This is a genomic window from Robertmurraya sp. DFI.2.37, assembly GCF_029211245.1.
Taxonomy (GTDB): domain Bacteria; phylum Bacillota; class Bacilli; order Bacillales; family Cytobacillaceae; genus Robertmurraya; species Robertmurraya methanolica_A.
In genome coordinates this window covers 1-11,614 of the sequence record NZ_JARGEJ010000089.1, presented here as the reverse complement: position 1 = coordinate 11,614, position 11,614 = coordinate 1, and the positions used below count along the sequence as shown (strand labels likewise).

Below are 11,614 nucleotides of genomic sequence, written 5' to 3'. Positions count from 1 at the left end.
GTTTACTATAACAACTATCGATATCAGTGGGACTTAAAAAAGATGACCCCTATTCAATATAGGAATCATCTTCTAGTTGCTTAATCTCTTTTTTTATTGTGTCCTTGACATAGGTGCCAGTTTAAATTTCCTCCACCTTCTTTTTTCCGCTTACCACTTAAAGCACGCTGCTCCAACAATAATCAATAGGATGAATAAAACTACAATTAAAGCGAAGCCGCCACCATAGCCGGCACCAAAGCCGCCGTAACCGTAGCCACCGTAACCATATCCGTATGGCATTCAATCTCCTCCTTTATTGTTCGTTTATTCATTAATAAAATCCGCCGTAACCCCAAGAAGCACCGATGATAATCAATAAAATAAACAGTACTACTAATAGGGCAAAACCGCCGCCATACCCGTATTCAGCTGACATATTTTAGACCTCCTTATTGTGAGTCAATATATCCTATTCACTTCGATAAAATATGGGAATAGACAAACGCACATTTTTTAGGTAAATACACCACAAAAATAAGGCCCTTCACACGAAATAATAGCGGACAACTACCTAAAGAAAAAACAAAATGCAGAGTGGCAACCGCAGCATAATTAAAGCGTAAATTGCTTACTGCCTAGCGATGTACAAACAGTAAGCCAAAGGGGAGCCCCCATTAAAAGAGCAAGCCATTAGCATTGTTATACAATTTAATTGAAACAATGAGGTTTGAGCTCATTTCGTGGGGGATTCGTTTCACATGAAATGAGTCTTTGCCAAATAACCGACATTCCCAAAACCTTTCCAAAAAAAACACAGACTGAAAGTCAGTCTGTGTCCTCTGTTTTCCTAGGAATATAATTAAAAATCTCTTTTGACTCAAAGCTGTTAACTAAACGTTGTAGCCAATCATAATATTCTAAAGCGTAGTCTAATTTAGCTAACATCTTTTCTACCTCCAATCGAACCTCATCATCGAGGGAGTCGTTATTGAAAAGCTCAAATAATTCTTTCTTCGACTTTTCAATCGCATTTATGTTGGCTGTCACCCCTGCACGCCACTTTATTGTAAAAAGATCACTAAAGGTCTGATACCAATCCATTTCGGCACGATATAAATCCTTTCGCTCTCCTCGTTTCCAAACCTTTTCCACCATCTTTAATTCCATTAAACCTCTTACAGAAGTACTCATGCTAGTTTTGCTCATTCCAAGCTCATCTTTCATCGCATCCAATGTCATCGGTTCTTCCTGAAAATAAAGGGAACCATAAAGTCTGCCAACAGATTCAGTTACTCCGTACAAATTAATATTTTGAGCGATCGCATCGATTACTCTTTCCCGTGCTCTTTCAAGTTGTTCATTACCACTCAATTTTCTTCACATCCATATATTGCGTTACTGATAGACTATCATGTTTAAATTAAAAGTTAAAGTGTTTGCTTATATTCAATACGTGGTTCATTTCTATGTAGAGCCTGAAATAGCATTAGAAGCTATTTCAGTAGATTTCCGCTAACTTTAATAGAAGCCACCATAGTAAGGGTATGGTGGATAATACGGATAGAATGGCGGACTAATCAAAGCACCAGCTGCTAACCCACCAAGAAAACCTAACGGAAATCCAAAGCCAAAGCCGAATGGTCTGAAGCCAAATGGCCTAAAGCCAAACGGTCTTCTTATTCGAAGGTCATGATTGGAAGTGCGGATCATATTGGGCACTTGATACACGTCATATTCCTCCCCTATTTAGTAAAATGTGTTTCCATTTATAGACTATTCAAATACATCATAAAACAGCTAGGTAATAAACCCATTTTCAAGAAAATCTTTTCTGATCGAGTATTTTGCAAAAGAAGGCGCCCAGTGCACTACATATTTCCCTTTTAGCTTCAGGCATGACTACAAACCGAATTCATTTAATAGGAAAATTGCGATAAATAAAGAAAATCAAGACGACTATATTGTGATAGTAAATAAGCCGACTTCTGGGCATTCGGTTTTCTTAATGTATTTAAAGCTCTTATCATTTCTTCCTTCGATTTTATTCCTATCCCATGTCCAAAGTATTGATCATCCCCGAAATAAACGGCATTTTCACCGATCCATACCGGATATAAATAATCTGGATTATGAAAATACAATACATCTCCTGGAATAAAGTCTGTACCTACTTTCGTAATAATACGTAAATCTTCATCATAGCTCCAATCCCATACTAATAAATTAGGGAAAATTCGATTAAATGCTTCAAGATTAATGGATTTCAAAACGGCGTAATAATAGATGATAACAATAGCTGTTGAGCATTCGAAGGCATACTCATGGCCGTTTTGAAAAATATCCTCAATCGCTTGAGATGGCAGGACAAATGGATTAAGCAAATATCCTCCTTGCGTTTTTGTCCAATAACGAGGATTAAACTTTGAGTCCTGGAACACTTTAAATTCAACCGGACTGTATGCAAGTTTAGTAGCTGCTTCAATGATATTTTTACGAAGTAGCAATTCAAAGTGCAGATGCTTCCATGACGAATATTGATGCGGAATTTCACTTTTCAGTAAAGCATCATATATTTTTTTTTCGAGATCACTTAAATTCTTCGGGGGTGGGCTTTGTAATTGTGCCCCCATCATGATAATCATCTATAGTTACACTCCAATCTTCTCTCATTAGAAAATTTGAGCACATGATAAAAGACCCTTCACTCCCATTATAATCACCATCATGACCCAAATTAGGAATTCTACTATAGAGTATGCGACCTACAGTAAAGAGTTTTAGGCTCTGAGGATAAATCCCATTTTTGACTTGAGAAATCAACAGGTTTTGTAAAATTAACAACACCAGCATCAAGTCACTAATAAAAAAATTCCTTCGACTTGTCCTTCTCTTTCCTTTCCCTGCATACAGTAGTAAAGGAGGGGATGTCAGCATGTTTCAGTTTTTAGAGAAGGCAATTATCGGAATGGCTCTTTTAAGAATATTATCAGGAAGCATCGAGATATTCGCAGCACTGTTGATATTAAAAGTAAATCAAGTTGATAAAGCCCTGGTAATTAACAGCTCCCTTGCCTTAATTGGTCCAATTATTTTAATTCTGACCACAACAATTGGACTCATAGGGATCGCCGAAAAAGTTTCTTTTACGAAAATGCTTTGGATTTTTTGTGGAGTTGGCCTAATTCTTTATGGGGTAAAGAGCTCATAAACGCCTTTCCCCTTTTCAAAAAAAAATAAGACTCTATTTCCGTAGGAGTCTCATAATCTTGCAAGCCTTTCATATACATCATGCAAATTTTTACAGCCAAGTGCTTTTAGTTTTTCAATATATATGCACCATAATCGTGCAGTCAGTTTTGCATCACCAAGCGCATGGTGCCGAGCCATTACTTCAATCCCATTGTACTCACATAAATCCTCTAATCTTGACAAACTATGTTCTCGCTCCGCGATACGATAAAGAAAAGAGGTATCGATAATTCGATGCTTAAAAGGGGTTCGAAACAATTTCCAGCTTGCATTTTGTAAAAAACTTTTCTCATGCTTTGCATGATGAGCCACCAACGTCTCATTTTGCACAAATTCAAAAAATGCAATCATCACTTCCGATAAAGGTTTTGCTTCCTTAAGCTCCGACGATGTAATTCCCGTTAAGCTCTCTATATCTAACGGCAATTCCTGTTCATAACGAACGAGTGAATAAAAAACCTCTTCGTCATTCATTTTTCCATTTCGAACTCTTACTGCCCCAATAGAAATAATTTCATCCCCCAGTTCAGGATAAAAACCTGTCGTCTCAATATCAAAAACAACCACATTCAACTCATCGAGTTTAGTGTACAAAACACTTTCTTGCTTTAGTTCTTTTTGCATTTGCCTAATAAATGCAATTTGTTGAGAGCTTTGAAGATTCCCGTCGGAAATCGATAACCTACCTTGAATTCCTCTCATTAATTGACGAAACGATTCTAACGGCACTTCTTCTCACTCCTTTCCTAATCGAAAATTAACGCATAATTAAATTTGAGACATAATGATGAAGTCTTTTTCCATCTTTTAATATTCTTTTTATTTCTTTTTTTTCTTCCCTGCTTAATTCTTTTACACTTAAATAATGAATATCATCATAAGTCTCAGCCTCGTATAAGGAGTTTCGATATTTTAAAAGCGTTATAAAATATTTTCTACTTTCCCTTAAATATGCACTGTAACCATTCATTCTCGCTAATCGGTTCATCCGCTCAATTGTTGAGGTTTCATACAACCCCTCTTTTATAGCCAACAGTCGAACTGCATTGACATATGGAAGAAAGGCGGTGTATTTTAAGTTTATCGACCCCTCTTTCATTCCATGCTCTTCAACAATTAGTTGGCCAAGAGGACCGACACCATTTTTTATATGCTTGACGTTTTCCATAAATCGCTTCAACAACGAAGGATGTTGTTTTTGATATTCGTAAAAAACATCCTTTAAATCCCGAATAAGGTACTCATCTCCTTTTATGGTTCGAGCATCATAAAATATTTGCAAGTTTCGCACCGATTCCCAAGACGCTTCCTTCATCCATTCTTGAAGCTGTTGTTTCCACCCATCCAAAGACTTGCACCAAAGCGGATTTGAACTCATTACATTGCCCTGACAGTACGGATAGCCAACTATATTTAAACCAACTGAAATTTCCTTTCCTAGCTCAGAAAAATATTCATCATTGGCGCGATTAGAAATAGCATAGACGATCCCATGATCCTGATCACTTATTGGTCCTTGCTCAAATCGCCCCCCGCTCCCAGTCACAAACCAGGAAAACTCGCATGGAGGTTCACCTTTATTAAGCCGTTGAACAGCCAAATTGAATACGCTCTCCATTGCTTCATCATGGCACTCATTCAACCGAAACGGATCAGAAAAACTCGCCTTAACCTTCTTATCCTTTTCATTTTTAATCGTTTCATATGATCTTAGTTGCATCAGTCATCACCACACCCTCACTGCCTTTAAATAAGATAATAAAAGCGAAAAGCCTCTATAAAAGAGGCCTTCAATCGTTGATTCATCCACATAAACGTTAAGCTTAGCTTAGCACAAATTAACTTAAATTCGCTTGAGTAGAATCACCTTTAACTGTTTTAGATGCTTCGAATTGTTCAGGATATCCGTAGCTGCCATGCTCACTAATATCAAGCCCCATAATTTCTTCCTCTTCTGTAACACGGAGCCCACCCATCACTTTGTCCATAATTTTCAGGAGAATGTAAGCAACAACAAAAGCATATACACCAGAAGCAACAACACCTAATGCCTGAACACCTAATTGCGTGAAGCCGCCGCCATAGAATAGTCCTGCTTGCCCCCAACCAATATCAGTTGATAAGGCGGGAACTGCAAATAATCCATTTGATAACGTTCCCCAAACACCAACTGTTCCATGAACTGATAGCGCCGCAATCGGGTCATCAATTTTTGCCTTATCAAAAAACTTCATACTGAAGACAACCATAATTCCACCAACTAAACCGATTAACACCGCAGCCCAAGGCTCCACAAATCCACATGAGGCAGTGATAGCAACAAGGCCAGCCAGAGCGCCATTTAATGTTGTTGGGACATCCGCTTTGCCCGTCAAAACCCAAGCAGTGAACATTGCTGCAACAGCACCAGCCGCTGCTGCTAATTGCGTGTTAAGGATAACAAAGCCTAAAAAGCCATCTTCCACTCCAAATGTACTAGCTCCATTAAATCCGAACCAACCTACCCAAAGAATAAGTACGCCTAATGCTGTAAATACTTGGTTATGTCCAGCGATATTATTAGAAGAACCATCCTTATTGTATTTGCCAATTCGCGGTTTTAGGATCATTGTTGCTGCTAAAGCAGCCATCGCCCCAGTTAAATGAACGACTGTTGAACCTGCGAAATCCTGCTTGCCATGATCAGCTAACCAGCCACCGCCCCAAATCCAGTGCGCAACAACTGGGTATACAAGAGCTGAGAACAAAACAGCAAAAATGACGTAAACAGATAATTTAGCCCGCTCAGCAAATCCACCGAACGCAATCGTCAGTGACACAATTGCAAACATAACCTGGAAAGAGAAATCTACTGCTGGAGTTAACCCTTCCTCAACTGTTGATGCATCACCATAAAAGAAGTTGGATAATCCAATAAAGGCATTTCCATCACCGTAAATAAATCCATAACCTACTGCCCAAAATACTAAACTGCCGATCCCCGCTGTAAAAATTGTTTTACCAGCAATATGGCCTGCATTTTTCATTCTCGTAGAACCTGCTTCGAGTAATATAAATCCACCAATCATAAAAAATACTAAAATTGCTCCAACCGCTACCCACAGGTTATCCATAAGTACAACCGGATCCAAATTAATTCCCCCTTTTATTGTTGTTATAATTCCTATCATATTATGTAAGGAAATATAACATTCATCAATTAATACTTATTTTACTCGATAAATCTCATATGTCAATATACTTTTTTTGATTTTTTTGAATTTTATGTTATAAAACCTAACATAAAATTTTACTTATGTTTTTTATTGACGATTCATCGTAATGCATGTATTATTTTAAGTAGTATTAATAACTACATGAAGAGTCAAGGAGGTATTTATGATGAAGTATATTCGTGAACCAATAAATGGATTAACACATTTAAGCGGTGCCCTGCTGTCTTTCGTTGCATTACTTGCCATGGTGATCAAAGCATCTATTTCAACACAAACAGCTCTCTCGATAGCGGCTGTTATCATTTTTGGTGTTAGCATGATCCTACTTTATTCAGCATCAGCTACATATCATATGGTCATAGCTAAAAAGAAAGTGATTGCTTTTTTAAGAAAGATTGATCATTCGATGATCTTTATTTTAATCGCTGGTACGTACGCCCCTTTTTGCCTGATCAGTTTAAACGGAATAACCGGATGGGTACTATTTTCTCTCATCACATTTGCAGCTTTATGTGGTGTAGTGTTTAAAATGATTTGGTTCAATTGTCCTCGGTGGCTTTCTACTGCCATCTATATTGTGATGGGATGGATGGTTATTTTTGTTGCTCCTCCCCTCGCTAAAGTGTTAAGCACCACCGGTTTGTTTCTACTTGTACTCGGCGGAATTTTATATACAATCGGCGGAATTATATACGGAACAAAACCAAAATTTCTTGAATCAAAGCATTTAGGATTCCACGAAATTTTCCATATTTTTATCATGCTTGGAAGCACCGCCCATTTTCTCTCAGTCTATCTTTATGTCCTATAAAGAATAAATGCAAAGGAAAGATTCGAAACAACTCATGTTCAAAATGTCCCTGCGTTAATGAATCATAGTCGTAGTCATTCTCATTCACCTTCTTTATCGAACGATATTGTGGTCCTGCTCTTTTGATGAAGTCACCTACAGCTTTCTTTCGATTGACTCATCATACGTTGTAAAAATCCTAATCCCCATTTTTGTTAGAGATTGACCTCTTGCAACCAGACCTACTCATTAGTGTAGTTGCTCATTTTTTAATACAAAAACGCTTCACTCTACTCGAGTGAAGCGTCCTTTTTTCATTATTTATCTTTCATCATCAAAAGCTTTTGCTTCAAATTGTTTTCCATTGTCGCCAATTCATATTCAGCTTGACGGCGTTTATTTCTGCCTTCCTCCTGAATCCTCATTGTCTCTTCAAGAGTGGAAATTAAATTTTCCTGCGTCTTCTTTAACGTTTCTATATCAACAAAGCCACGTTCATTTTCTCTCGCTGTTTCAATCGTATTTGCCTTTAGCATTTCCGCATTTCGCAGCAATAGATCATTAGTTGTTTTCGCTACCTGCTTCTGAGCTTCCACTGCACTTCGTTGTCTAATTAAAGTTAATGCAATTGCAACTTGGTTTTTCCATAGCGGAATAGCGGTGAGAATCGACGATTGAATTTTCTCAACCAACGCTTGATTTGTATTTTGAATGAGTCGAATTTGCGGCGCACTTTGAATCGTAATTTCTCGACTTAGTTTTAAATCATATAAACGTTTATCTAATCGATCAGCGAACTGAACCATATCATTTACTTCTTGAAACTTCATTTGATCTTGAGAGGCTTCTGCTGCCTTTTGTAATTCAGGAATCGTCTTTTCACGGATCTCTTCTAACTTTAGCTCCCCAGCTGCAATATAGACATTCAAGGCATTGAAATAATCTTTATTGTTCTCATACAGCTTTTCCAAATAATGAATATCACTTAACAGCGTGTTTTTGCTCCGTTCAAGCTGTATGCCAATTCGATCAATTTGCGCACCTGTTTTTTGATATTTTGATAACACTTCCTGGATCGAGCTTGAAATTCTCCCGAACATCTTAGACAAAAACGATGGCTTCTCAGGCTTTAAATCATCAGGATTCACACTGCTTAATTTTTGCATTAAATTATGAATAATATCGCCTATTTCTCCAACATCCTGTTTTTGAACATGTTCTAACATCGTATGGGAAAAGGATAAAAGCTTTCCTTGCGCTTGAGAACCATAAAAAATCATTGCTTCATGGTTTTTTGGATCAATTTGCTCTGCTAATTGATAGGCCTTCGCTCGGTTTTCTTCAGGTATTACATCAATCAGCTTGACTGTTTTTTTCTCTTCATTAGTAGGGTTTTCTTTATTCTCTTTTGGTTCTGCAGCGAAAGGATTAGCCAATAAATCGTCAAAAACATCACTTGTATTTCCAAAAAGCGAATCGTTTTTTTGCGTCATTTTAGTTTCCTACTTTCATCAAGATATCGCGTTTCTTTCAATGTATTCATGTTATGCTTCGCCACATCAAGCTCCAAATGTAACATATCAAGGTCATTGGCTAAAATTTGCTGCAGATCCTTCTCTAATGAATATCTCATTTCTTCCATCGTTCTTCGAGTTTCCTTCAATGCTTGGTTAAGCTCCACATTTTTTGTCGGCTGTGAAGATAAAAAAGAATATTTCTCAGCTAATTCTACAAAGGAATCTAAATTGTAAAAATAAAATCGCTCGGCAAAATAAAATCGTTTTGGCTCTTTTTTTGTAATTCGATAAATCTTTCTAGCAACACGTGCAATTTCCATATTTTGCTTTAACATCCCTACTTGTCTGACTGAAAATAAAGCCTTCGTAAGCCGATTAATTTTCTTTTTTGCTTCGTCTAAATTTTTTTCAATATATTTATATTCACGCCTTGTCAATCCTTGGTTTTTTATAAAGCGATGCTGCATAATCCCTTTTACAACAAAGTAAGCAAGACAGCCACCCACAAATGAAAATCCTGTTGAGGCTAACAAGGTTTGCTCAAATCCGAAAAAACTAATTAGCCAAACGAATCCAGCAGTTGGGATTGCGATAAACGTCCGTAGCATAAACGAGATAAATGGATTCATTTAATATCGACTCCTAACATAAAATCCTCTATTGTATTACGATTGGAGTGAAAAAAGGTTTCGAATACACCCTACCCAATTTCTACTCTCATATCTTCTTACTGTTATCATACCAAAAGATTGCAGATTTTCTATAGACTGAGTAAGTAAATGAGTCTAAGTCTTAAGACGTATTTGTGAGGTTATTAAAGAATATGAGGGAAAAGGCGAGGATAGTTCTCTTATAAAAAATAGATTGTATTTGGTTCCGTCCTTCTTCCTAACCTTATAGCTTAACCGAAATGCGTGAAACCAGTGCTTCACACGAAATGAGGCAAAATCATTTTATCATTTCATCAACCCCACTATAGTTTATATACGATTTATCCGTTGAAAACGAAACAACGTTAAAGAGTTTTAAATCAGGCATTTACCTAGCTTTCGTGATCTCGTCCAGAGATGTAGCTCGGATTAAAGGAGGCAATCGATGTGGAAAGAGACAAAACGTGAAGGCACAACAATCGCTTTGGAAGGGTAACGGGTAGGGAATAATATGACTCCTCATGTAATTACCGATGTTGATAACTCATGCAAGCTTGCCTAGACTGAACTTTCTGCTCCAATTGCACTCATTCTTAATGCAGCTAGTGATAAGGAAGCGCTCGTAAGCTTGAACAACACAGAATATGGATTAAGCTCTGTCACCTTCACTAACGATTTACCAAAAGGAGAAAGGCATGCTCTTGAAATCGACGCTGGCATGACACATATTAATGATCAAACGGTTAATGACGTATCTCATATTCCTTTTGGTGGCAATAAAACAAGTGGATTCAGCCGATTCGAAAATCCGTGGGCGTCGAGGAATTTACGGTAACCACTCAGGTCTTTGCTCAGACAAAGGAGCGTCAATATCCTTTTTAATTAAGGCTAAAAATTTTTCAGGCTGTTCGAAAAACAGTGCACTAACAAGGGGTAGTAAACACTTGTCGACAGCCTGATTATTTATTTCGCGAATGTGTACATCATCCAAAAGCCAATATCCTCGAAGCCAATTCGTTTATAAATCGCTCCAGCGGCGGGATTATCATAAAAAAGGCAGAGTTCTTTTCCCTCCTGCAGCAACTCTTCACAAAGTTTAAGCATGCATGCTGTGGCATAGCCTTTTTTCTTATAAGCTTCCAATGTGGCAACTCCAACAACCATCGCAGACATGGAATTTTCAGCAGCTGTTGAGGCGGTTGAAACCATTTTTCCATCTTCTTCAATATAAAAAGAACGGGAAGAGCCATCCTCTAACCCTCTACGTTTTCTTTCAACCGTAATGATCGAATCACTAAATTCGGGAATATGATTAAGTAATTCTACCAATCGCTCTGCATCACTTACATTTGCCTCTTTCACGTTCGAAGCCCCTGCTTTTGTTGTATGAAGATTTATACATTTCGCATAGAAGGTCTCTCTTTTTCGAACTAGTGATTTTTGAAGAAAAGGTTCGATTTTTGCAGTTATTTCCTTCAATCCAGACATCATATAAAATTCAGGGTCTTGCTCCATTATGTTAGCAAATCCTTTTGCATCAAAATCCTCAACTGCATATGGAATATAATTATTTTCATATTTTAATAGGACTGCAATTAATTCGCCAGTATGATTAAATTCTCCCCATACCTTTTGAAAATCTTGATCATAACCATACGACTCAATATCCCCAATGATAAAAAGATTCTCTGCTGGCGCTGTTTTTAAAAGGGCAAAACATGGTTCATGATCATCTCTTGTTAACCTTCTAATCATTTTCACTTCCTCCTTTAATTTTTTTATTTTACCGTAAATCCTTCTGCAAAAGAGGAATTTCTTCAAAAATTTTTTCTTTGGATATTGTTACTGTGTAGTCCTTCTGATTATGAACTTCCATTTGGACTCTTCTCAGGTGTTTTTTGTTCGCTCTGAGCGAATCGGCCTTCTATTCGGACTCTTTTCTAGATTTTCCTGTTGCTTCCGGTCAAATCGACCTTCTATTCGGACTCTTTTCTAGATTTTCCTGTTGCTTCCGGTCGAATCGACCTTCTATTCGGACTCTTTTCTAGATTTTTCTGTTGCTTCCGGTCAAATCGACCTTCTATGGTACCGACCCCCAGAAGTTAGAGTAATAAATCTAACTTCTGGGGGTATTATTATGGCCAAATATAGTGAGGAATTTAAAATAAAGATTGTTACCGAATATTTGAATGGAAATCTTGGATACAAACG

Annotated in this window: 15 protein-coding genes; 4 read left to right on the top strand and 11 right to left on the bottom strand. The window is 37.4% G+C overall.

Annotated features, from left to right (window positions below; genetic code table 11):
- The coding region (locus PZE06_RS24415; protein ID WP_275791704.1) for an IS3 family transposase at window positions 1-84 on the top strand (84 nt) is incomplete at its 5' end.
- Window positions 85-150: 66 nt separating this feature from the next.
- Here PZE06_RS24415 and PZE06_RS24410 read toward each other — a convergent pair.
- The 5 genes from PZE06_RS24410 to PZE06_RS24390 form a co-directional block, all read right to left on the bottom strand.
- Complete coding sequence (locus PZE06_RS24410; RefSeq protein ID WP_151026245.1) at window positions 151-282, bottom strand: YjcZ family sporulation protein; 132 nt, start codon at window positions 280-282, stop codon at window positions 151-153.
- Window positions 283-313: 31 nt separating this feature from the next.
- A complete protein-coding gene (locus tag PZE06_RS24405; protein WP_019153049.1) occupies window positions 314-418 on the bottom strand; it encodes a YjcZ family sporulation protein in 105 nt (34 codons plus the stop codon).
- Between the two features lie 389 nt (window positions 419-807).
- Window positions 808-1,353, bottom strand: a complete 546-nt coding sequence (locus tag PZE06_RS24400; protein ID WP_151026246.1) for a GbsR/MarR family transcriptional regulator — start codon at window positions 1,351-1,353, stop codon at window positions 808-810.
- Between the two features lie 147 nt (window positions 1,354-1,500).
- Window positions 1,501-1,710 (bottom strand): hypothetical protein, encoded by a 210-nt coding sequence (locus PZE06_RS24395; protein ID WP_483314084.1) that lies wholly within the window; start codon window positions 1,708-1,710, stop codon window positions 1,501-1,503.
- A gap of 188 nt (window positions 1,711-1,898) precedes the next feature.
- On the bottom strand, window positions 1,899-2,624 hold the full coding sequence (locus PZE06_RS24390) for a protein-glutamine gamma-glutamyltransferase (protein WP_151026247.1): 726 nt from the start codon (window positions 2,622-2,624) through the stop codon (window positions 1,899-1,901).
- A gap of 290 nt (window positions 2,625-2,914) precedes the next feature.
- On the opposite strand from PZE06_RS24390, the gene PZE06_RS24385 reads away from it, so the two are divergent.
- Window positions 2,915-3,190 carry a YqhV family protein gene (locus PZE06_RS24385; protein ID WP_151026248.1) on the top strand — a complete coding sequence of 92 codons (276 nt, stop codon included), beginning with the start codon at window positions 2,915-2,917 and terminating at the stop codon, window positions 3,188-3,190.
- A 50-nt stretch (window positions 3,191-3,240) separates the two neighbouring features.
- Here PZE06_RS24385 and PZE06_RS24380 read toward each other — a convergent pair whose 3' ends face one another.
- From PZE06_RS24380 to PZE06_RS24370, 3 genes are all read right to left on the bottom strand, one after another.
- On the bottom strand, window positions 3,241-3,960 hold the full coding sequence (locus PZE06_RS24380) for an exonuclease domain-containing protein (protein ID WP_191963594.1): 720 nt from the start codon (window positions 3,958-3,960) through the stop codon (window positions 3,241-3,243).
- A gap of 28 nt (window positions 3,961-3,988) precedes the next feature.
- Window positions 3,989-4,951 carry a DUF294 nucleotidyltransferase-like domain-containing protein gene (locus PZE06_RS24375; protein WP_151026249.1) on the bottom strand — a complete coding sequence of 321 codons (963 nt, stop codon included), beginning with the start codon at window positions 4,949-4,951 and terminating at the stop codon, window positions 3,989-3,991.
- A 118-nt stretch (window positions 4,952-5,069) separates the two neighbouring features.
- The gene (locus PZE06_RS24370; RefSeq protein ID WP_151026250.1) at window positions 5,070-6,362 is read right to left on the bottom strand and encodes an ammonium transporter; all 1,293 of its coding nucleotides are present in this window, start codon (window positions 6,360-6,362) and stop codon (window positions 5,070-5,072) included.
- A 247-nt stretch (window positions 6,363-6,609) separates the two neighbouring features.
- On the opposite strand from PZE06_RS24370, the gene trhA reads away from it, so the two are divergent.
- Window positions 6,610-7,257 (top strand): PAQR family membrane homeostasis protein TrhA, encoded by a 648-nt coding sequence (gene trhA / locus PZE06_RS24365; protein WP_151026251.1) that lies wholly within the window; start codon window positions 6,610-6,612, stop codon window positions 7,255-7,257.
- A 296-nt stretch (window positions 7,258-7,553) separates the two neighbouring features.
- Here trhA and PZE06_RS24360 read toward each other — a convergent pair whose 3' ends face one another.
- Window positions 7,554-8,729 carry a toxic anion resistance protein gene (locus PZE06_RS24360; protein WP_151026252.1) on the bottom strand — a complete coding sequence of 392 codons (1,176 nt, stop codon included), beginning with the start codon at window positions 8,727-8,729 and terminating at the stop codon, window positions 7,554-7,556.
- Window positions 8,726-9,382, bottom strand: coding sequence for a 5-bromo-4-chloroindolyl phosphate hydrolysis family protein (locus tag PZE06_RS24355; protein WP_151026253.1), 657 nt, complete (start codon window positions 9,380-9,382; stop codon window positions 8,726-8,728). Before PZE06_RS24355 ends, PZE06_RS24360 begins: the two co-directional genes overlap by 4 nt.
- A 601-nt stretch (window positions 9,383-9,983) precedes the next feature.
- Here PZE06_RS24355 and PZE06_RS24350 point away from each other — a divergent pair.
- Window positions 9,984-10,238, top strand: a complete 255-nt coding sequence (locus PZE06_RS24350) for an aldehyde dehydrogenase family protein (RefSeq protein WP_225310818.1) — start codon at window positions 9,984-9,986, stop codon at window positions 10,236-10,238.
- A gap of 128 nt (window positions 10,239-10,366) precedes the next feature.
- Here the strand turns inward: PZE06_RS24350 and PZE06_RS24345 are convergent, their stop codons facing one another.
- Window positions 10,367-11,158, bottom strand: coding sequence for a GNAT family N-acetyltransferase (locus PZE06_RS24345; RefSeq protein WP_151026254.1), 792 nt, complete (start codon window positions 11,156-11,158; stop codon window positions 10,367-10,369).
- Between the last annotated feature and the right edge of the window lie 456 nt (window positions 11,159-11,614).

Coding starts and splice junctions, on each gene's coding strand:
- PZE06_RS24410 (WP_151026245.1), bottom strand. CDS start 282: ATGCCATACGGATATGGTTACGGTGGCTACGGTTACGGCGGCTTTGGT.
- PZE06_RS24405 (WP_019153049.1), bottom strand. CDS start 418: ATGTCAGCTGAATACGGGTATGGCGGCGGTTTTGCCCTATTAGTAGTA.
- PZE06_RS24390 (WP_151026247.1), bottom strand. CDS start 2,624: ATGATTATCATGATGGGGGCACAATTACAAAGCCCACCCCCGAAGAAT.
- PZE06_RS24385 (WP_151026248.1), top strand. CDS start 2,915: ATGTTTCAGTTTTTAGAGAAGGCAATTATCGGAATGGCTCTTTTAAGA.
- PZE06_RS24375 (WP_151026249.1), bottom strand. CDS start 4,951: ATGCAACTAAGATCATATGAAACGATTAAAAATGAAAAGGATAAGAAG.
- trhA (WP_151026251.1), top strand. CDS start 6,610: ATGATGAAGTATATTCGTGAACCAATAAATGGATTAACACATTTAAGC.
- PZE06_RS24360 (WP_151026252.1), bottom strand. CDS start 8,729: ATGACGCAAAAAAACGATTCGCTTTTTGGAAATACAAGTGATGTTTTT.
- PZE06_RS24355 (WP_151026253.1), bottom strand. CDS start 9,382: ATGAATCCATTTATCTCGTTTATGCTACGGACGTTTATCGCAATCCCA.
- PZE06_RS24345 (WP_151026254.1), bottom strand. CDS start 11,158: ATGATTAGAAGGTTAACAAGAGATGATCATGAACCATGTTTTGCCCTT.